Annotated in this window: 15 protein-coding genes and 1 riboswitch; of the genes, 4 read left to right on the forward strand and 11 right to left on the reverse strand. The window is 38.0% G+C overall.

Going from position 1 to position 21,187, the window contains the following annotated elements; all coding sequences use genetic code 11:
* Positions 1 to 351: 351 nt before the first annotated feature.
* The 6 genes from ACTDJC_RS18160 to rlmD all read right to left on the reverse strand — a co-directional run bounded on the left by ACTDJC_RS18160 (position 352) and on the right by rlmD (position 8,961).
* The gene (locus ACTDJC_RS18160; RefSeq protein ID WP_440604274.1) at positions 352 to 1,953 is read right to left on the reverse strand and encodes an alkaline phosphatase D family protein; all 1,602 of its coding nucleotides are present in this window, start codon (positions 1,951 to 1,953) and stop codon (positions 352 to 354) included.
* Positions 1,954 to 2,999: 1,046 nt separating this feature from the next.
* Complete coding sequence (locus ACTDJC_RS18165; protein ID WP_098309159.1) at positions 3,000 to 4,100, reverse strand: glycerophosphodiester phosphodiesterase; 1,101 nt, start codon at positions 4,098 to 4,100, stop codon at positions 3,000 to 3,002.
* Between the two features lie 393 nt (positions 4,101 to 4,493).
* Entirely contained in the window at positions 4,494 to 5,201 is a 708-nt protein-coding gene (locus tag ACTDJC_RS18170; protein ID WP_440604275.1) for a M48 family metallopeptidase, read from the reverse strand.
* 121 nt (positions 5,202 to 5,322) lie between these two features.
* Positions 5,323 to 5,853, reverse strand: coding sequence for a DUF1456 family protein (locus ACTDJC_RS18175; RefSeq protein ID WP_440604276.1), 531 nt, complete (start codon positions 5,851 to 5,853; stop codon positions 5,323 to 5,325).
* Positions 5,854 to 6,357: 504 nt separating this feature from the next.
* On the reverse strand, positions 6,358 to 7,347 hold the full coding sequence (locus tag ACTDJC_RS18180; RefSeq protein WP_440604299.1) for a tRNA dihydrouridine synthase: 990 nt from the start codon (positions 7,345 to 7,347) through the stop codon (positions 6,358 to 6,360).
* 237 nt (positions 7,348 to 7,584) lie between these two features.
* Positions 7,585 to 8,961, reverse strand: a complete 1,377-nt coding sequence (gene rlmD, locus ACTDJC_RS18185; protein WP_440604277.1) for a 23S rRNA (uracil(1939)-C(5))-methyltransferase RlmD — start codon at positions 8,959 to 8,961, stop codon at positions 7,585 to 7,587.
* A 122-nt stretch (positions 8,962 to 9,083) separates the two neighbouring features.
* Positions 9,084 to 9,185, forward strand: a riboswitch (purine riboswitch).
* Positions 9,186 to 9,366: 181 nt separating this feature from the next.
* Here rlmD and ACTDJC_RS18190 point away from each other — a divergent pair.
* The 4 genes from ACTDJC_RS18190 (at position 9,367) to ACTDJC_RS18205 (ending at position 14,554) form a co-directional block, all read left to right on the forward strand.
* The gene (locus ACTDJC_RS18190) at positions 9,367 to 10,563 is read left to right on the forward strand and encodes a NupC/NupG family nucleoside CNT transporter (RefSeq protein WP_098309164.1); all 1,197 of its coding nucleotides are present in this window, start codon (positions 9,367 to 9,369) and stop codon (positions 10,561 to 10,563) included.
* 188 nt (positions 10,564 to 10,751) lie between these two features.
* Positions 10,752 to 11,870, forward strand: coding sequence for a polysaccharide deacetylase family protein (locus ACTDJC_RS18195; RefSeq protein ID WP_440604278.1), 1,119 nt, complete (start codon positions 10,752 to 10,754; stop codon positions 11,868 to 11,870).
* 267 nt (positions 11,871 to 12,137) lie between these two features.
* Positions 12,138 to 13,229, forward strand: coding sequence for a polysaccharide deacetylase family protein (locus ACTDJC_RS18200; RefSeq protein WP_440604279.1), 1,092 nt, complete (start codon positions 12,138 to 12,140; stop codon positions 13,227 to 13,229).
* 95 nt (positions 13,230 to 13,324) lie between these two features.
* Positions 13,325 to 14,554 (forward strand): aminopeptidase, encoded by a 1,230-nt coding sequence (locus tag ACTDJC_RS18205; protein WP_440604280.1) that lies wholly within the window; start codon positions 13,325 to 13,327, stop codon positions 14,552 to 14,554.
* Positions 14,555 to 14,693: 139 nt separating this feature from the next.
* Here ACTDJC_RS18205 and ACTDJC_RS18210 read toward each other — a convergent pair whose 3' ends face one another.
* From ACTDJC_RS18210 to ACTDJC_RS18230, 5 genes are all read right to left on the reverse strand, one after another.
* Complete coding sequence (locus ACTDJC_RS18210; RefSeq protein ID WP_440604300.1) at positions 14,694 to 16,103, reverse strand: NAD-dependent succinate-semialdehyde dehydrogenase; 1,410 nt, start codon at positions 16,101 to 16,103, stop codon at positions 14,694 to 14,696.
* 91 nt (positions 16,104 to 16,194) lie between these two features.
* Entirely contained in the window at positions 16,195 to 17,577 is a 1,383-nt protein-coding gene (locus ACTDJC_RS18215; RefSeq protein WP_098309169.1) for a sigma-54 interaction domain-containing protein, read from the reverse strand.
* A gap of 229 nt (positions 17,578 to 17,806) precedes the next feature.
* The gene (gene gabT, locus ACTDJC_RS18220; protein ID WP_440604281.1) at positions 17,807 to 19,168 is read right to left on the reverse strand and encodes a 4-aminobutyrate--2-oxoglutarate transaminase; all 1,362 of its coding nucleotides are present in this window, start codon (positions 19,166 to 19,168) and stop codon (positions 17,807 to 17,809) included.
* Between the two features lie 156 nt (positions 19,169 to 19,324).
* Entirely contained in the window at positions 19,325 to 20,080 is a 756-nt protein-coding gene (locus ACTDJC_RS18225) for an HAD family hydrolase (protein ID WP_440604282.1), read from the reverse strand.
* A gap of 132 nt (positions 20,081 to 20,212) precedes the next feature.
* Entirely contained in the window at positions 20,213 to 21,115 is a 903-nt protein-coding gene (locus tag ACTDJC_RS18230; protein WP_429707927.1) for a diacylglycerol kinase, read from the reverse strand.
* Positions 21,116 to 21,187 lie beyond the last annotated feature (72 nt).

Consider the following 21,187-nt stretch of genomic DNA (forward strand, 5'->3'; position numbering starts at 1 on the left):
ATAAAAGTGCACTTTCTAATCCACTTTTTAAACAGGAACAAGAAAAAATAGTTTCAATTTGTATTAACGCTTTACAAATAATTTATAGTGAAATTATACAAAAAAGACAAATAAATTATTTCAAAGTGACTTAGTAAAATATTTTAAGCAATTAGAAACATATATCCCTAGTGTAAAAAAACAAGCAATTCCTTTACGTGATAAAAAACAAAGCCCTTCCATCCCCGAAAAAGGACGGAAGAGCTTTGTCTCCGTGGTACCACCTTCATTGATACTAGATCAATTTCCAGTCAATCACTCTCTTTCGAAAGTCATAGATTCAATTATCAAAAGTAAATTAGATTTTCAACCCTACACCGGATTCGATACTAATTGCTTCAAACTAGGTACTCCATCTTCCACAACGAAAGAGGCACGTGTGTTGATTGAGGCACCTGGTCTTGTTACATATTTAACGACCTGATAATCTGTTTGCCAAATGTCTTGTGTCACTTTACAGCGCACATAGCCACGATAGTTATTAAAGAATTTAATATGCGGATTTTCCTTCAGATACTGAGCTGTATTGCCGTTTACATCAGAACCGTCTCCATTGGAAGTAATAGAAGTTCCAACAAACTCAACCCCCACATTTTTTGAATCAGGGTCATGGAAGTCTACCTTGATTTCATTTGCCCAGCTGGTATGAACATCCCCGGTGAGGACAACGGCATTCTTAATATCGTTTTCAGCTATAAAATCCACAATACGTTGGCGCGCGGCAGGATATCCATCCCAGGCATCCATACTTACACTCTCTTCGTCAGGATCAAAATCCCCATCGCGGTGAGCGAAAAAGACTTGTTGAGCGAGTACTTTCCATTTGACCTGTGATACAGCCAATCCATCTAATAACCATTGTTCCTGTTCCTCACCTAAAAGGGTACGGCTTGGATCCTCAGATTCAGGGGTTGGTGGTTTCCATCCATCTCCATTTGCCTGATCATCTCGGTACTGCCTAGTATCTAAAACATTAAATTCTACTAAATTACCAAATGACAAACGGCGATACATTTGGATATCACTACCTTGCGGAAACGATGTACGGCGAAGCGGCATATGTTCGTAATAAGCTTGGTAAGCAGCAGCCCTCCGTTTCAAGAACTCTTCAGTTGGTTGTTTGTTTGGATCCTGCGGAATATCCCCCGCATAGTTATTATCCACTTCATGGTCATCAAATGTCACGATCCATGGGAAATTAGCATGGGCAGCCTGTAAATCGCTATCCATTTTGTACAGAGCATAACGATTACGATAGTCATCAATCGTATAGATTTCAGGAGCAGAATAATTCAATGGACGAACCGTTGAATTAATATTTCCTTCGTAAATATAATCTCCAAGATGGACGACCAAATCCAAGTCATCCTGGGCCAGGTGCTGATAGGCTGTGTAATAGCCGGTAGGCCAGTTTTGACAGGAAACAAAGGCAAAGTTGAGCTGATCAACCTCGCTATTATTGGCCGGTGCCGTCTTTGTTCTGCCTGTTGGACTGACTTCAGCGCGTACTGTAAATCGGTAATAATACCATGTGGAAGGTTTCAAGCCATCAACTTCTACATGGACAGAGTGGCCAAGTTGAGGCTTGGAAAGTTCGGTTCCTCTTTTGACGACTTTTTTAAAATCGGGATCAAGTGAGACTTCCCAATGGACTGGGTATGGATGGTTATCCATGCCGCCCCCATTTAATGGATCCGGCGCAAGTCTCGTCCATAAGACAACCCCATCTGGTAGCGGGTCGCCAGAAGCAATTCCTAATGTAAAGGGATATCGTAGGTTGTTAGATTTGTTGTTCTCTTCTGCGGACGCCATTCCAATAGGCAACGAACTCACAATAGTCGCACCAAGAGCAATTCCCATTCCCTTTCCAGCGCTTTTTAAGAATGTTCTACGATTATTGTCAAATTCTCTCATATTTATCCTCCTTTTGCGTTCATTGAAAAGTTTAGTCTCTAATTGTATATAGAATTCGAACTTTTCGTAAAATATATGTAAAATCGAATAAAAATGATAGATTAGGATTAATTCCCAACATGAATATAAGGATAAAAGAAGTAGGGGAATTCCATTAAATAACAGAAATTTAAGCAGAATGATTAAAAGAAAGGGGACATCTTTTTAACTAGATCTTCCAGTAGAGATGTTATTTTGGAAATACTTTTTAGTTTTATCCATTAATAAACAGGAAATATCGTTGCTGTTTATACCAATAAAAAATGGAGTTATTTAGGTTTGTGTAATGGTTTCTTTTCGAATTGACATACTTTTCCAACTTGAATGTTATCCACAAGAGTATCGGTTAGAAGGTAAGATAGAGAAATCATCTTCGGTAAATACTTTCTCTACCTTTTTTAAATTCTAGTTTAACTTTTACAAAATATTTTTAAAACTCAATGAAACTTAAATATAAAAGGTAGAAAAATCTTAAAAAACCTCATTTACTTATGATACAGTTCATCGTAGTTAATCCTAAATAAAAATAAAGTCCTATCGATATCTCGATAGGACCTGTTGGCCACTACTGCATCTCTTATTAATTTTTCCTTATGAGCCAAGCCACGCACTCCACATGTCCAGAGTGTATGTAGCAATACATGGGTTGTTGGTGAGTTTTACTAAATCTGTAAATAGCACGTGGTCAATACCTCATCTTTTGCTTCTCATTTTACCTTTCGTTTCACATTTACCTTAAATCTTAGAAATGTATATCTTAATGCTTTCTAGAATGGCAAAAGCACCTATCTAAGTTTGAAATAAAGGATAGGTGCATCACAATGAAACTTTAATAATATAAGAATAGCCATTTCATCCCTGGTATGGGTGGAAAATCGTTATTACGATTTTTTAAAAATTCGAGAGATTAATAGATAAATATTGACAGCCATAATCTAAAGTAGTTGAAGATGTAAGTATATTGTATAATTTTTTCTTCAAAAGTATTAGCACTACTTTATAAGTACTCACTTCTTGTGAGCAGAGTAGCTCTTGGGTAGTTTCAGACTATTCTGTTCCATGACCACACGCAGGCGGTCCGGGTAGTCAGTGATCATTCCGTCGACGCCATCATTGATAAGCTTTTGCATAGTAGGCTGGTCATCAACCGTCCAGGGAATGACCTTCATTCCGTACTTGTGCGCTTCCTGAACCATGCTTTTCGTCACATAGGGCACGTAATTCTCATCAGTAACTTTGCCGTTCTGCGGGAAACCGTGCACTGGAGAGATGGCGTCTATTCCTAACGAGTGGGCAGCCGCAACGGGGTCTCCGCCAAAGTCGTCGATATCAATTCCACCTAACCATGGAGAGGAACCCGGCTGACCAGGCTGCAGGAACTCTGGACCGTTGGTCAGTGCAACGAGAGGTAAACGAGGCTCAACCTCGTGCATTCGTTTGAGCGCTCCCCAGTCGAAGCTTTGAATCGACACTCGGTTGAGCATACCGGCTTCGCGAACTTCTTTGGCAACAATCTGTACGAATTCTTCACGTGGAGCAGTTTGCTCAGGTGCACCGGCCTCCACCTTCGTCTCGATATTCATCCACACATCGTTGGCGTTATAGAGCTTGATAAGGTCAAAAATCTCGGTTAGCAGTGGTATTTGAGCACCAGGGCTCGGGTGCTGACCTGGGAATTGCGGCAACGTCTTTGAGCCACAATCCAGCGTTCGTACTTGGGCAAGGGTTAGATCTTTTATGTACTTACCGACGTAGGGGTACTCAGGGTCACCAACGAATGCAGGACTCGTGTCCATGCACTTGGAACCCGAAATCTTTCGGTCGTGCGAAATAACAGCTTGATGGTCTTTGGTGATCTGCACGTCAAGCTCAAGTGTGCTCACACCGACTTCGAGGGCATGGGAAAACGAGGCAATCGTTGACTCAACGGTTAGCCCAAGTCCGCCTCGGTGTGCCTGCAGGTCGAACCCTTTAGGACCAAAACTCTTTGAGTTGCCTGACCAGGACGGATTCTCAGTGGCTGAGGCTGATTGTGCTGAAACTTGGCTAGCTCCTGAATACACCATAAGGGCTGCCATTGTTGCTAATATAAATTTTTTCCTCTTCATTTCTACTCATCTCCTTATAAAATCTATTACTCTTATAAGTTTAGATGACTGATGTAATATCCCTATTAATAATATGATAAGAAATAGTAAAGGGAAATAAAGCGCTTACACACAGGAATTGAAGAAAATAAAATTGAATATCGAATTGATGGTAGTATTGAAATACACTACAATTTTGCAAATCCGTTAAAAGAAGTGTAAAGGCAACGTACCAATAAAGGGACGTTGCCTTCTTTATATTATTTAGTTTTTAAAATAAGTTGCGCCACGCACTCCACATGCGCGGAGTGTATATGGCACTACAATGGGATGTTTGTGAGTTCAGTTATAAGAGAAGAAGCAATTATAAACTAAAACTGTAGTGCAATAGTAATCGCTCCAACGATGTCACTGCTAAACAGTCATTTTCCAGCCTGATAATGCCAACCAGTTTTCCAGTTCCTTATAATCAGGCATTATCTTCCCAACAAGGCGCCAAAAAGAGCGATCATGATTTAGATGGACCATATGGCACATTTCGTGAACGACTACATAGTCAATCACCCTCTGTGGTGCCATTGCCAGCTTCCAATTAAATGTTAACTGTAGATTTGAATCACAAGTTCCCCATGTACGATTACTATCTGAAATACGAATGGAGCGCGGTTTTGTTTTAAAGTTACTTTGATATGATTTAATACTCTTCTCCACTAACGCCTTACACTGCTTATAGTAAAATCGCTTTAAAGCTTGTTGTATTTTCTCATTCTTAAGCTCTTTCACATAAATATGTAGCTTATCTCCCTCAAACACTGCGTTATCTTGCTCAATGCTTGCATCTTGAGAAATCTGTATCGGATACGTGTTTCCTAAATATAGAAAGCCCTCTCCTTGATCATAAGCCTTTTCCTGTGGGCCAAGCACTCGCTCCTGCATTTCCTTACGTGTTTTCTGAATCCAATCCCATTTCTCCTCTAACAATTGGACTAAGTATTCAACAGGCGTTCCTTTCGGAGCTTGTACTTCAACATTTCCGTAAGAATCTACATAAAGACGTACAGATTTTTTCTTCTTATAAGTTATATGAAAATTAATTGTCTTACCTAAATATGTATGTATCATTTCATCACCTAAAGTATTCGTTCATGTTATTTTTACAAATAAAAAAGAGTAGGCTACAAACGTCCTACTCTATCTATTATATCATTTACTGTTTCAACATAAATGTTACAACGCTTATTCCTTATCCTCTATACTTTACAGCTAATCCCTTTACGAAATTCCTTGCGTATCTATCGCCGCACTCTTTGTAATTCTTATGACCTTTCTTTCTTAATAGAGCGCCTAACTCTCCTTTTGTCACCTTAACTCCTACGCTGTCTAATATATCAAGCACATCTTCACTCGTTAATGAAAGTGCTATTTTCATTTTCTTTAGAAGAAGGTTATTGGCATTCTCATTACTCTGTAAAGGCATCGCTTGTCCAGCTGGTTGCCCTGGTTTCGGATCTTGCTTTCCTCTTTTTAAAGTAATAAATCCATTTAAAAATGACTCTAACATCACCATATCGCATGTTAATACGTAATCATCTTCGACTACATCAGCACTTTCAGCTTCATGCTGGGGACTTTTCTTTACTTTTGTAAGCATATCAACTACTTCTTCTTTCGTTACTTCAATGCCACCAAGTTTAAATATCTCTACCATATCTATATCTTTTATATCCATAGCATATCTTACTCTTTTTAATATATCATTATTGCTCATTGCCATTGTTAGTCCTCCTAAAATGTTGATTATTTATACGGCTGTTAAAGTTTATCCTCTAACATGCTTTAAACTATCATGTTTAATATAACCTTTTAGTTAATGTCCGCTAAATTAATACTTTAACATTTTAAAGATAGGTTTTATAGTCTTACCCGAACTTTTCTCCATCATTGTATCTATAGATCTCTTACGTGTTTTTTGCATGCTTATAAAAAGATTTCCCTCATAACATTAACTAAAAGAAAAAACAGTGCTTTGATTTCTCAAATACACTGTTCTTTTCCAGCTCTACGCTTATTTTGAACTCAACCAAGCCACACACTCCACATGTCCAGAGTGTATGTGGCAATACAAGAATGCTGGTAGGTTTATTAAATTCTTAAGACCTTCTTCTTTCAGAAAACAGACCTTACCAAAACAAAAGTTGCCGGCTGCAAAGGAACTCGAAACTGAACAAAATAAATACACATAAGTTGATGTAATTCATTTCCCTCTAACTTTTGAGAGTTACATCATTTCACTGTCCCCTGCCTCATCAACACTCTTTTCAAATTTATCAAGCAATGCACGCACTTCATCTGTTGATTTCGTGCTCATCAATTGATTTCTTAATTCAGCAGCTCCATGGAATCCTTTTACATAAATTTTGAAAAAGCGATGAAGCCCTGTGATTGAACGGGGTAGTACTTCCGCATATTGATCTTGAAGATCAAGCTGTAGTCTTAAAAGATCAAGGTGTTCTTTACTGGTATGCTCTTTTGGCTCTTTTTCAAAAGCAAAAGGATTTTTAAAAATACCTCGCCCGATCATAACGCCATCAATACCATATTTTTCAGCAAGCTGCAGCCCGATTTGACGGTCAGGAATGTCTCCATTGATTGTTAGTAGCGTATTTGGTGCAATACGGTCACGTAATTTTTTGATTTCCGGAATTAGCTCCCAATGCGCATCTACTTGGCTCATTTCTTCTCTTGTACGTAAATGAATAGAAAGGTTCGCAACATCCTGTTTTAAAATATGCGTTAACCACTCCTCCCACTCATTTAACTCCTTAAAGCCAAGTCGTGTTTTCACGCTGACAGGCAGTCCGCCCGCTTTTGCTGCTTGAATAAGTTCTGCCGCAACGTCTGGACGCAGAATAAGGCCACTACCTTTCCCTCTCGATGCCACATTCGGTACAGGGCAGCCCATATTAATATCGATGCCTTTAAATCCTAGCTCTGCCATGCCAATACTCATTTGACGGAAATATTCGGGATTATCCCCCCAAATATGTGCCACCATTGGCTGTTCATCTTCTGTAAAAATTAAACGGCCACGCACACTTTTCATACCCTCTGGATGACAATAGCTATCCGAGTTTGTAAACTCTGTGAAAAATACATCCGGTCGACCGGCTTCACTTACTACGTGACGAAAAACAACATCTGTCACATCTTCCATTGGTGCAAGTACAAAAAATGGTCGTGGTAAATCACGCCAAAAATTATCTATCATTTCAAACTCAAATCCTCTCACTATGAATACAACTTCAAACTCTTGATCAAAAAATATAAAACCAAATGTTACACTTATATCATGCTTCATAACTTATTATCAAACACAAGTACATTTGTACATTTATAATTTGTGAAAATCGGCAATATTTATTTTAACTAAAATCGGTCCTGAATGGTATTTTTATAAACAAAAAAGCAGATGGTATAGATTTTTTCTATATCAACTGCTTTTCTATTATACCAACTCCAACCAGGCCACACACTCCACATGTGTAGTATGCGGGAACATATCCACAGGCTGAACTTCCTGCGTCTTATATCCGCCCTCTTCAAGAATCTTCAAATCACGAGCAAGTGTTGCCGGATTACAGGATACGTATACAACACGCTTTGGCTTCATGTCGATGATTGTATTTAGTAGTGCTTCATCACAGCCTTTACGCGGTGGGTCGACTACGATTGTGTCAGCGATGATACCTTGTTTGTACCAGCTCGGAATGACTACTTCTGCTTCTCCTACGCCAAATTCAACGTTTGTCATGTTGTTTAGTTCTGCGTTTCGGTTTGCGTCTTCGATTGCTTCTGGTACGATTTCAACGCCGTATACTTTTTTCGCTTTTTGCGCTAGGAATAAGGAAATTGTTCCAATGCCGCAATACGCATCGATAACGGTTTCGTTTCCATCTAATTTTGCATACTCCAGCGCTTTGTCGTACAGTACTTTCGTTTGCGTTGGGTTTACTTGATAGAATGAACGTGCTGAAATAGCAAATTTAATATCGCCGATGAAATCATAAATATATTCTGATCCGTATAGGACTGTTGTTGTGTCGCCAAAAATGATGTTCGTGCGTTTGTTGTTTACGTTTTGGACGATAGATTTTACATTTGGAAACTTCGCTGTAATTTCTTCAATAATTGCATTTTTGTTTGGAAGCTCTGCGGTGCGTGTAATAAACACAAGCATGATTTCGCCTGTTACTTGTCCGTAGCGAGCCATTACATGACGAAGTGTTCCTTTATGACGTTCTTCGTTGTACGCTGTTATGCCGTGCTTCTCACAAATGCGTTTTACTTCTTGAATTAATGTATCGTTTTCTTCTGCTTGAATTAAGCATGTTTCCATATTAATGATGTCATGCGTTCCTTGGCGGTAAAAACCAGCGACAAGTCCGCCTTCACGTTCTCCAATTGGCACTTGTGCTTTGTTTCGATATACCCATGGATGTTCCATGCCAAGAACAGGGTGAACAGGTACATCATGCAGTCCACCGATGCGCTGCATAACGTCACGCACTTGTTTTTCTTTTGCTTGCAGCTGTCCTTCATATGTTAAGTGCTGAAGCTGACAACCGCCGCACTGGTTATATACTGGACATTCTGCCTCTTTGCGATATGGACTTTCTTTATGAAGCTTCATTAAACGACCAAAAGCAAAGTTCTTTTTCACTTTAATAATTTTAATTTGTGCTTCTTCACCTGGTAATCCGTTTTTCACGAAAATAGGATAGCCATCTACTTTCGCAACACCGGCACCGTCATGTGTTAAATCTTCAAACACTACATCTATAAACTCGTTTTTTTCAACTGGTGGCGTCATTTTATTACTCATTTTCCGACCTCTCTTTTTTCATCACACTGCGTTACATTTTACCATACTCCCCTGTCCTTTAGCCATTGGAAGAAAAAAAGCTATTGACGATTTTTGTCGATTAATGTTACGCTACTACTAATTCAATACGGATGGTGTTACCTCATATATACTTGATGATATGGATCGAGAGTCTCTACCCGGCAACCTGAAATTGCTGGACTATGGGGAAAACTAATGAATATTAGCTTTTTTGTGTATATAAGGACTCATATTGATTAGCTTTCTCGCATAGAAGGAAGTGGATCTGTATGGGTCTTTTTTTATTTTCATTTTAAAGGTCAGACATCATACGTATAACTTAAAACCTCGAGATTAACTTCTCTATTTATTACAAAGTAACAACATCTGAAAGGAGCAAATTTTGTGCAATATGTGATGAGTATCATCGGCATTCTTGCCGTATTGGGAATTTGTTTTGCTTTTTCCAACAACAGAGCAAAAGTTAATTTCCGCGCTATTATTATTATGCTTGCTTTCCAAATTTTAATTGGTTGGTTTGTATTTGGAACAAAAATTGGTCAGCAAATTATTGTTTGGATTGGTAAAGTCTTTAATAAATTGATTCAACTTGGTACTACAGGTGTAGACTTTTTATTTAACGGAATTCATAAAGATTTTGTCTTTTTCTTCAATGTATTATTAATTATCATCTTTTTCTCCGCACTACTTTCTGTTTTTAGTTATCTTGGTGTTTTACCTTTCATCGTGCGCGTTGCTGGCGGTGCAATTTCGAAAATTACAGGCTTGCCGCGTGTGGAATCGTTCCACGCTGTGAACTCTGTCTTCTTTGGATCAAGTGAAGCGTTACTTGTTATTAAAAATGATCTGCAACATTTTAATGCAAATCGTATGTTTATCATTTGCTGTTCAGCAATGAGTTCGGTATCTGCTTCTGTCACAGCATCTTATGTAATGATGTTAGATACAAAATACGTATTAGTGGCCCTGCCGCTGAACTTATTCTCTAGTCTAATCGTTTGTTCACTATTAACACCAGTTGATACGGCGCAAGAAGATGAAAAGCTGCAAAAGTTCGATAAAAATCTTTTTGGCAGTAGCTTAATCGACGCGTTGATTAACGGTGCATTAGACGGTTTAAAAGTAGCCGGAATTGTTGCGGCATTAATGATTGCTTTTATCGGTGTAATGGAAGTTGTAAACTTCGTGATTTCTTATGCATCAGGCGCACTTGGTCATAAAATTACACTACAACAAATTTTCGGTTACATTCTTTCACCGTTTGCATTCTTAATGGGAATTCCAGCACACGATGTTATTTCTGCCGGTGGTATTATGGGGACAAAAATTGCATTAAACGAATTCGTTGCTATTCTAGATTTAAAGAAAATCATGACTACATTATCCCCGCGTACAGTTGGGATTGTTACAGTATTCTTAATCAGCTTTGCAAGCATTAGTCAAATCGGCGCAATTGTCGGTACAATTCGTGCCCTATCTGAAAAACAAGGGCGCATTGTATCACGCTTTGGATGGAAGCTCCTTTGTGCTTCGACGCTAGCTTCTATTTTATCTGCAACAATTGCAGGGTTATTCATTTAACTATGCAGGCAGCTCCCTATTTAAAATAGGGAGCTGCTTTTTGTTTTCTTCACAAAAATTTTACATATTGCTCATAGGCTAATAAAATATAGTATTTTTGCCTTAATTAACCAAAAATGATATTTCCCTCTATATATGAGAGTGATATGATTAACAAGGGTATAATACACAATAGAAGGATGGATATAATGAAAAAATACGCACTAATGGCTTTACTTTCTTCTACCATTCTCACAGGTTGCAACACTAGTGTAACTAGTGATAAACAGAAAAAAGATGCAGCTGCTGAGAAACAAGTGGAACCGAAAAAAGTTGAAGCGAAAACAGTTGATGTTCCCTTAACACAAGGGAATATAACATGGGAGCCTTTTGCACCTGATGCAAAAAGCACTGTGCTCTATATGAACCATTTAAAAGATGCGTTTACAGAAGTACAATACCACGTTTGGCGCACTGCTGATGGCCCTGAAAGCAAACAAACATTTTCATCAAAGGAAAAAGAACGTAATTTTGCTTTCCCATTCCACTTAAAGGCTTTCAATTTGAAACGCGGGGAATATCAAATTGAAACAACAGGATTAAAAGAAGATGGCACACAAGTACCTCTTGCTAAATCTACAATTACCTTTCAACAATCTGTACCAATTCTAATGTATCATGCAATTGAAAAATACTCTGGACCAGGTGACGGCGAGTTAGGTTTGTATGTACCGCCAGCACAGTTCGAATCACATATGAAATATTTAAAAGATAACGGGTATACAATGCTGACATTTGAACGTTGGAACGATATAAATCGAGTCAATAAACCTATCTTTATAACGTTAGATGACGGACGAAAAAATAATATGAATGCCCTTCATATTTTACAAAGTTTAAAAGATGACAAATTCCAGCCAGCAGCGACAGAGTTTATCGTTGCCAATGATATTGATGCACCAAATCGTCTTTCAAAAGATGAGATTAAACAGATGGTAGATTCCGGTATTTTCTCTATACAATCGCACACATCTACTCATGCGATGATGGCTTATTCAAACAATTACGATGAAGAATTACGCGTTTCAAAAGAGAAAATTGAAAGTCTTACTGGTCAGAAAATAATTGCTCTCGCGTATCCAGTAGGCTCTTATAACGATCAAGCTGTTGCAGAAACAAAAAAATATTACGAGTTTGCAGTAACAACAGATCATGGCAATCATATGACAAAAGGTTTACCGAACGAACAATATTTAATTAAACGCCATTTTGTCGGACCTAACACATCAATGGCGCAATTTACAGCATTGGTAAGAGAGCGCAATTAGTTATATAAATGCAAATTGGAAAACCGACATACCCCCCTTTTCTTTTTAGGTGGGCGAGGACATCTGGCCATGCCTAGAAGCTGTTAAGGTCTTTTCCCGCCACATGCAGGAGTGAAAACAAAGGAAGAAAGCAAGCGCAGATTATGTTTTGCTGTGCATAGCAGCGACTTATATGTGGAAAAATTAAAATGGATTTACATATTTTAAGGCTGTTTTATTAACAAAGCAGCCTCTTCTTATACAATTTGACTAAAGGATGCTTATAATATGAAAAAATACATTTCTACCATACTACTCTCTACTCTGTTCATCTCTGGTTGTAGTCATGTAACTCAACTAGATCCCAAAAAAGAAGTACACGCTGCTGAGCAGCAAACAGATAAGAAAACAGAAGAGAAAGTGCAGCCACAAGGAACTATTTCATGGAATCCGATTACATACGAATCAAAAAATACAGTTGTATACACGAAAGATGTAAAAGCGCCAATTACAGAAGTACAATATAAAATTTGGCGCACTGCTGACGGAAAAGAGAGTGCAAAAACATTTTCTTCTAAAGAAAAAGAGAACCATTTTTCTTTACCGTTTGATTTAAAAGAATTTGAAGGAAAGCGCGGCGAATATCAAATTGAGGCACACGGTATAAAAGAAGATGGGAAAACCATTCCACTTACAACATCGGCAATTGTATTCCAGCAACACGTACCGCTTCTAATGTACCATGCGATTGATGATTATAAAGAAGGCAATGGTCTGAAAGATCTGTTTGTATCTCCTGCCAACTTTGAAGCACAAATGCAATATTTGAAAGACAACGGCTATACATTGTTAACCTTTGAACACTGGGGTGACATTAACAAAGTCAACAAACCAATTTTTGTTACATTTGATGATGGTATGAAAAATAATATGAATGCCCTTCATATTTTACAAAAGCTTAAAGATGATAAGTTCAAGCCAACCGCGACAGAATATGTAATTGTCAATTCCATCGATACAGAAGGCTCAATGTCTACAGCAGATATAAAAGAAATGATTGATTCCGGCATTTTTTCTATTCAATCTCATACAGCAACACATGCCGATTTGCCGAAAGTTACAAACTATGAAGAAGAGCTAAAGGGTTCGAAGGAAAAACTCGAAAAGATTACTGGCAAACCCGTTATCGCTATTGCTTATCCATTTGGCCATGTAAATGACCATGTTGTTGCTGAAACAAAAAAATATTATCAATTTGCGACAACAACAAAACCTGGTCAATTTATTGAAAAAGGCGAGCCAGATGAATTGTTACGTATAAAACGTGTCCGTATTCATAACTCAACAACTGTAGAACAGTTTGGGCTGGCAATTAAATAAGAAAATAGAACTCGATTCCAATCGGGTTCTATTTATATTTTCAGAATCTTCATGTATTATGTACATAAGAACTATTTACGCAAAGGAGAATATATATGTCATTTGAACAAACGTTAGAAAAGTATGCTGCTCTAGCAGTAAATGTCGGAGTAAATATTCAACCAGGACAAACATTAAATATTGGTGCACCAATTGAATCAGCTCCATTTGTTCGTCTTGTTACAAAGAAAGCTTATGAATCAGGTGCAAAGCATGTGTATGTCGATTGGGTTGATGAAAATTTAACACGCTTAAAGTTCGATTTAGCACCAGAAGAAGCGTTTTCTGAATTCCCTGCTTGGAAAGCACATGCACGTGAAGAACTAGCAAAAGAAGGTGCAGCATTTTTATCCATTTACGCAGAAAACCCTGATTTATTAAAAGGTGTAGATCCAAAGCGCATCGCTAGCGCAAATAGAGCAGCTGGAGAAGCAATGAAAACAGTTCGCGAATATATGATGACTGATAAAGTAAGCTGGTGCGTTATCTCTGTTCCAACGACAGAATGGGCAGCAAAAGTGTTCCCTGATGTACCTGAAGAAGAACAAGTAGCAAAATTATGGGATGCAATTTTCCAAGCAACTCGTGCTGATTTAGAAAATCCTGTTCAAGCTTGGAACGAACATAATAGTAACTTACATACGAAGGTACACTATTTAAACGACAAACACTATAAAGCACTATACTATAAAGGACCAGGAACAGATTTAACAATCGAACTTCCTGAAAAGCATTTATGGGTCGGTGCTGGCAGCACTAACGAAAAGGATGTACCATTTATGGCAAACATTCCAACAGAAGAAGTATTTACAATGCCATTAAAAACAGGCGTAAACGGCTATGTAACAAGTAAAAAACCATTAGTTTATGCAGGAAATGTTATCGATAACTTTACGCTTACATTTGAAAATGGCCGCATCGTAGACTTCAAAGCTGAAGTTGGCGAAGAAACATTAAAACATTTAGTTGAGACAGATGAAGGTTCTCACTTCTTAGGAGAAGTTGCATTAGTACCGCACGACTCACCTATTTCTAATACAAATATTTTGTTCTACAATACATTATTTGATGAAAATGCATCTTGCCATTTAGCAATCGGTAATGCCTATGCCTTTAACTTAGACGGTGGTAAAACGATGTCAAAAGAAGAGCTAGAAGATAATGGTGCAAACTCTAGTATTACACACGTAGACTTTATGATCGGTTCTGCTGAACTAGATATCGACGGTATTACAGCAGATGGTACACATGAACCAATCTTCCGTAAAGGAAACTGGGCGTTTTAATAAATATAATAAAAAGACTCACATCAACGTTTTCGTTGATGTGAGTCTTTTTTATCCCGCTACTTTTGGGCAGTAAGAGCCGGATTGGTTCAACTAACCATCAGTGGGGATGAATCTCCCCACTGATGGTATTTTCACTTTATAGGCCTAATGAAATATATTTAATTTCTAAGTACTCTTCAATTCCAAAGTAACCACCTTCACGGCCGATACCACTTTCTTTAAATCCACCGAATGGAGCTTGTGCAACAGATGGAAGACCGTCATTTAAACCAATAATTCCGTATTCTAATGCTTCGCTAATTTGAAATGCTTGGCTAATATTTGTTGTAAATACATATGCCGCTAAGCCGTATGGTGTGTTATTTGCACGCTCAATTACCTCTTCAGCTGTTTTAAATTTCGCAACAGGGGCAACCGGTCCAAATGTTTCTTCTGTCATACATAACATATCATCATGTGCTTCGCCAATTACAGTTGGTTGAACAAAATGGCCATTTAATTCTGCAATCTTTTGTCCACCATTCAGTACCTTTCCACCCTTTTGAATCGCATCTTCTATATGTTCTTGTACTTTTTCAACAGCTGACTGATCAATAAGTGGTCCAACAGTTGTACCTGCTGCAAAACCGTCCCCTACTTTTAGTTCTCCTACAGCTGCTTGGAATTTCTCTACGAAGTTTTCATACACATCTTCTTGAACAAACACTCTATTCGTACAAATGCACGTTTGACCAGCATTACGGAATTTCGAGCCGATTACTGCTTCTACAGCTTTATCTAAATCTGCATCATTCATTACAATAAACGGTGCATGACCACCTAATTCTAATGAAACTTTTTTCACTGTTTCAGCTGCACCGCGCATCAATTCTTTTCCAATTTCTGTTGACCCAGTAAAGGATACTTTTCTTACGCGTCCATCATTCATCCACGTATCAGCAATTGCTTTCGCACTTCCTGTTACGATATTTATGACACCTTTTGGAATTTCTGCTTCATGTGCAAGTTCAGCTAATTTTAATGCTGTTAATGGTGTTTGGCTTGCTGGTTTTACGACCGCCGTACATCCTGCTGCTAATGCAGGTGCCACTTTTCTTGTAATCATCGCTGCTGGAAAGTTCCATGGCGTAATTGCTGCAATTACACCAACAGGCTGTTTCGATACAAGGATACGTTTATTCGGATGAGAAGCAGGAATCATGTCTCCATATACACGCTTCCCTTCTTCTGCATACCATTCTACAAAGCTATTCGCATAGTTTACTTCACCAAGCGCTTCTGCGAATGGTTTTCCTTGTTCCTTTGTCATAATAGCTGCAATTTCTTCTTTATGATCATCAATTAACGTGAACCACTTTTTCAATTTGTTCGCACGCTCAGCTGCCGTTAACTTTGACCAAGTCTTAAACGCTTCATGTGCAGCATCTACCGCTTGCTTCGCTTCAGTTACTCCACCTTTTGGAACAGTAGCAAATACTTCTTGTGTAGCCGGATTGTTAATTTCAATTTGTTCATGCAAATGAACAAATTCCCCATTAATATACATTGCTTTCTTATCTAAATTAATAGCCATTGTTTTTTTATCCAACCTTTTCATCCTCCTTTATATTTACTGTACCAAATGCAATGGTACTTTTTTAAATTCCTTCTTCTCCTCCAACGAGAAGCTCTTCTCCAATAAACTTTTTGATTTTTCTAGTTGCTGCAGACTGACTAATTTTTAAAGTCTCTGCTACTTTATAGCTTGATTGATGTGCTTTATACGCTTTCAAAATAATATTGCGCTCTACTTCCTCTAACATTTCATACAAACTTTTTCCGGATTGTTCGATTGTAGAATTTTGCATAGATAATGGTAAGTCTTCCAATGTAACAAGCTCATCTGCAGTAATAACAACACGTTCCATCACATTTTCTATTTCTCGGTTATTTCCTTCCCAAGGATATTCTAAAAATGCTTGTAGTACATGCGGAGATAGCTTCACATTACGCCCATACTTCTCATTAAAATGCTGCAGGTAATAATAGACTAGTGGTAAAATATCTTCTTGTCTCTCACGTAAAGGAGGGATATAAATCGGAATCACATTAAGGCGGTAATATAAATCCTTGCGAAACGTCCCCTGTTTCACCATTTCTTTCAAATTTCTATTCGTTGCGGCTACAATGCGCACATCTACTTTCTTTAATTCTCTGCCTCCTACTGGGCGGAATGTTTTTTCCTGTAATACTTGTAAAAGTTTCGCTTGAATTTCAAGAGGCATTTCTCCAATTTCATCTAAAAAGAGTGTCCCTTTATGAGCCAGTTCTAAAATGCCTTTTTTCCCTTCACGATGCGCACCTGTAAAAGAACCACTTGCATATCCAAACAGTTCAGATTCAATTAAATTTGTTGGCAAAGCGGCGCAATTGATTTCATAAAACATTTCATTTTTACGATGGCTCAATTCATGTAAATGGCGTACTAATCTACTTTTTCCAACCCCTGTTTCTCCTAAAACAAGAACCGTGCTATCTACTACAGATACTTTTTTTATCGTTTCAACTATCCTCTGCATAGCTGCACTTTTAAAAATAAGCCCTTCATGCTCATATGTTTCTCGTAATTCTTTTTTATACGTTTTTAATTGATCCGTCATTGCCTCTACCTTTTTTCGCAATTGATAGAGCTCTGTTAAATCACGTGAGTAGCTAATGACCCTTCTTAAATTACCGTGATCATCGAAAACTGGCCGTGTTCGAACATGTAAATATTCTCCTGACTTTGTCGTCTGCACTAATTCAATTGGCTTCTCTTTTTCGATGACTTCAAGTGTTGCAGACGGATAAAAAATCCCTTCCTTTTGTAACTCTTTTACACTCTTACCAACCAATTTCTCCGCCGGTAACTGGTAATGTCTTTCGCACATGCTGTTGACACGAACAACAATACCTTTCTCATCTGTTACAAAAATCTCATCAAATGCATGTTCAAATACATCTTTTAAATCCATAAATACTCGTTCCTTTTCCGCCACCATTCCAGTCACTCCCTGAAGTTTAAATATTTTCAAAGTTTTATAACCCTGCTATGATAAAGAGCATTTGAAATATCACAGATTGACGGTTCATCTTAGAGAATAAATGATATTCAAACACGTCCAATTTATATATAATACTTTGTCATTATTATATAACAGGGAGAACCGGAACAGTTGCAAACAAGTTTTTAAAATGAATATTTTACAGGAAACTCAATACGCTTTTAGCTTATACGTGTGCTTTATCTACTTTTCCATAACAAGCTTGAAGCGATTCTTCAAGAATGTTAAGCCCTTCTTCAAGTTGCTCATCTGTAATAACAAGCGGCATTAAAACGCGAACGACATTTCCATATGCGCCTGCCGTTAATAGCAATAAACCTCTCTTATTTGTTTCTGCAGTAAGATTTGCAGCTAACGTTTTATCTGGCTCTTTCGTTACTTTATCTTTCACTAATTCGAAGGCACACATTGCTCCTAACCCGCGAACATCACCAATGCATTCATATTTTTCAGCCATTTGGTTAAAACGATCCATTACTTCTTTTCCAATATGCACAGCACGTTCATTTAAATTTTCTTTCTCCATTACTTCAAGAACAGCTAATGCAGCACTACATCCCAATGGACTTCCAGCATACGTTCCGCCTAATTCACCAGGTGCAGCCTCATTCATTACTTCTTTTCGGCCAATTACACCACTGATTGGTACACCCGCTCCTAGCGATTTAGATACAGTAATTAAATCTGGTACTACATCGTAATGGTCAATAGCAAAATATTTACCCGTACGGCCAAATCCTGTTTGAATTTCATCAGCAACAAACAAAATGCCATGTTCAGCACATAAACGATGTACTTCTTTCACAAACTTTTTACCTGGAACGATAAAGCCGCCTTCTCCTTGTACAGGCTCCATCACAACAGCTGCAATACTTTCTGGTGCAACCTCTGTGATTAAAAAGTTTTTAAACTCTTCAATGATAAAATCTTCATATTGTTCTTCTGTTAATCCAGCTGGACGACGATATTCGTAAGGGAACGGAGCTTTATAAACCTCTGGTGCAAACGGACCAAATCCATGCTTATACGGCTTTACTTTACTTGTCATTGTCATCGTCATTAATGTACGGCCGTGGAACCCTTTTGTAAATGCAATAATCCCTGTTCGTTTCGTATACTTACGAGCAATTTTCACTGCATTTTCAACAGCTTCAGCTCCGCTGTTTAAAAACAATACTTGTTTATCGAAAGCACCTGGCGCTAACGCAGCTAGTTTTTCTGCCAATTCAATATACGATTCATACATCATTACGTTAAAACCTGTATGGATATATTGATCGATTTGCTTATGAAGAGCCTCTGTAACAGTCGGGTGACAATGTCCGACGTTGATTGTACCAATTGCCCCAGCAAAGTCGATAAATTGATTTCCATCCACATCTGTAACAAGCGCCCCATGAGCCGATTGTACAAATGTTTGAATTCCATTACTTACTCCTCTTGGTACGATATTTTGGCGGCGTTCAAATAATGAAGCTGCTTTTGAACCCGGAATATTTTGATTAACCTTAGCAAAATTTGTTTTCATTGTATATTCCACCTCTTTTAATGATTTGCTTTTTATATTGCAAAATGTGTGCCAATTTTCAAACACACTGTACTCCTATATTTCCATAGGTTTCGGCATAAAAAATAAGTCCCTAAAGACTCAAAACGAGTCTTTAGGGACTTATCTAAAAGATTTTTATCTATTTTCAATGAATTTTTCCGTTTCATTCCATACTAACTTACCAGAATCAGAAATCAACTCTCCTACAGATGGCAACAATATGTCAGCTAATGGCTCTAACGTTCCTTTATCACCTGTTCCTGAAAGAACACCAATCGCATAACCTGCTCCGCTATTTTGAGCTAAATGCATATCTGTTGGTGTATCACCTACAATAACAACTTCAGAAGGATGCAGTTGAAACCGGTCACAAAATGCGTCTACAATTTGCTTATTTGGTTTTTGTGCTGGAAATGTATCTGACGTTACAATAAACTCAAAAAACGATTGTAGTTGATATTGCTGTAGAAATAATTGCGTAGGTTCATAATCGTCTGCTGTTACAATACCGAGAATATACCCTTGTTCTCTTAATTTTGTTAGTAACTTTGGTAAATCTGCTGTCATTTTCATATGTGAACGCTGCTTATACATAAAGGCGAATAACTTTTCACTTATCCATTCTCGCATTTCAGTTGCAGAAATAGATGGAACATGCTGACAAAAAATATATGCTAAATCCATGCTTGTTCCTGCGGCCAATACACTATGCGGATTCACAAACATTTCTTCTACACCAATCTCTTTCAGCAACGTTGTTTGTAACGTTGTGGGTAGTTTATATGTTCGGATTAGCTCTGCAACAACTTCCTCTGCAACTTTTATCCAAATGGAATGAAAATCCATTAGTGTACCATCCTTATCAAATAAGATTGCTTTCATTTCCCCCATATCCTCCTACATCTCCTTTGTTACTCCCCGTCATTGTAACAAGGGAATATATACAAACTATGAAGGAATTGTAAAGATACAATAAAGATACAACAAAATACCAATTTACATTCTTTGCAAAAAAACTACCTTTTACAAGGTAGTTTCTTTTTGCTCTGGAACAAATAATTCTAAACAGTGATATATATTTTCAAACTCCATCGGTGCATCGCCGCCGTACTCACCGTCTAAATTAATCATTAACTTTTCTGGAGAATGTACTTTAATTCGATTTGCCTGTGTATATAATACTTTCGGATTATTTATATGCTCACCACGCTGCGCTTGTGTTGCTGCCTTAATTAGGTCTGCAATAGAACCCTTTTTTAATATTAACAAATCAAACAAACCATCATTAATAGATGCGTACGGCGCTACTTTTTCAAAGCCGCCGACAGATCGTGTGTTCGTAATTAAAAACATTGTAATTTCTTCTTGCAGCATCTTTCCATCATACTCAATTTCTACATATGTCGGATGCAAAGATGGTAACATTTCAATACCCTTTAAATAATATGCAAGTTGCCCAAGTACTGTTTTTAATTTACTTGGCACTTCATATGTTAATTCTGTAATGCGGCCACCGCCAGCAATATTAATAAAATATGTATCATTTGCTCTTCCAAGATCAAGAGGTACCGTTTGACCAGCACAAATGATATCAGCAGCTTCTTCGATTGAGCGAGGTACACCAATCGCTCGAGCAAAGTCATTTGTCGTTCCAACTGGGATAATCCCAAACTTCGGAAGATGCTCATTTCCAACTAACCCATTCACAACTTCATTTAACGTACCATCGCCGCCTGCTGCAATAACAACATCAAACTTACGCTCTGCCGCTTGCCTCGCTGCCACAGTCGCATCTCCAGGGCCTGTCGTCGCATGACATGATGCTTCATACCCTGCTTTCTCTAATTTTTGTAGTACTTCTGGCAAGCTCTTCTTAAATAACTCGCGACCAGAAGTTGGATTATAAATAATTCTTGCACGTTTCATATAACATTAGCACAGGAAAACCCTCATTCATCAAAAAGGGAAAGGAATAGCCGCCAAGCATTTGCTTAGCAC

The organism is Bacillus sp. GB_SG_008 (genome assembly GCF_052038115.1).
In the GTDB taxonomy this organism is placed as follows: Bacteria; Bacillota; Bacilli; order Bacillales; family Bacillaceae_G; genus Bacillus_A; species Bacillus_A rhizoplanae.

What these genes read in the sequence shown, in the direction of transcription:
- ACTDJC_RS18200 (WP_440604279.1), top strand. Translation starts at nt 12,138, where the DNA reads ATGAAAAAATACATTTCTACCATACTACTCTCTACTCTGTTCATCTCT.
- ACTDJC_RS18180 (WP_440604299.1), bottom strand. Translation starts at nt 7,347, where the DNA reads ATGATAGATAATTTTTGGCGTGATTTACCACGACCATTTTTTGTACTT.
- ACTDJC_RS18160 (WP_440604274.1), bottom strand. Translation starts at nt 1,953, where the DNA reads ATGAGAGAATTTGACAATAATCGTAGAACATTCTTAAAAAGCGCTGGA.
- ACTDJC_RS18195 (WP_440604278.1), top strand. Translation starts at nt 10,752, where the DNA reads ATGAAAAAATACGCACTAATGGCTTTACTTTCTTCTACCATTCTCACA.
- ACTDJC_RS18210 (WP_440604300.1), bottom strand. Translation starts at nt 16,103, where the DNA reads ATGTATATTAATGGGGAATTTGTTCATTTGCATGAACAAATTGAAATT.
- ACTDJC_RS18165 (WP_098309159.1), bottom strand. Translation starts at nt 4,100, where the DNA reads ATGAAGAGGAAAAAATTTATATTAGCAACAATGGCAGCCCTTATGGTG.
- gabT (WP_440604281.1), bottom strand. Translation starts at nt 19,168, where the DNA reads ATGAAAACAAATTTTGCTAAGGTTAATCAAAATATTCCGGGTTCAAAA.
- ACTDJC_RS18170 (WP_440604275.1), bottom strand. Translation starts at nt 5,201, where the DNA reads ATGATACATACATATTTAGGTAAGACAATTAATTTTCATATAACTTAT.
- ACTDJC_RS18230 (WP_429707927.1), bottom strand. Translation starts at nt 21,115, where the DNA reads ATGAAACGTGCAAGAATTATTTATAATCCAACTTCTGGTCGCGAGTTA.
- ACTDJC_RS18205 (WP_440604280.1), top strand. Translation starts at nt 13,325, where the DNA reads ATGTCATTTGAACAAACGTTAGAAAAGTATGCTGCTCTAGCAGTAAAT.
- ACTDJC_RS18175 (WP_440604276.1), bottom strand. Translation starts at nt 5,853, where the DNA reads ATGGCAATGAGCAATAATGATATATTAAAAAGAGTAAGATATGCTATG.
- ACTDJC_RS18225 (WP_440604282.1), bottom strand. Translation starts at nt 20,080, where the DNA reads ATGGGGGAAATGAAAGCAATCTTATTTGATAAGGATGGTACACTAATG.
- ACTDJC_RS18215 (WP_098309169.1), bottom strand. Translation starts at nt 17,577, where the DNA reads ATGGTGGCGGAAAAGGAACGAGTATTTATGGATTTAAAAGATGTATTT.
- rlmD (WP_440604277.1), bottom strand. Translation starts at nt 8,961, where the DNA reads ATGAGTAATAAAATGACGCCACCAGTTGAAAAAAACGAGTTTATAGAT.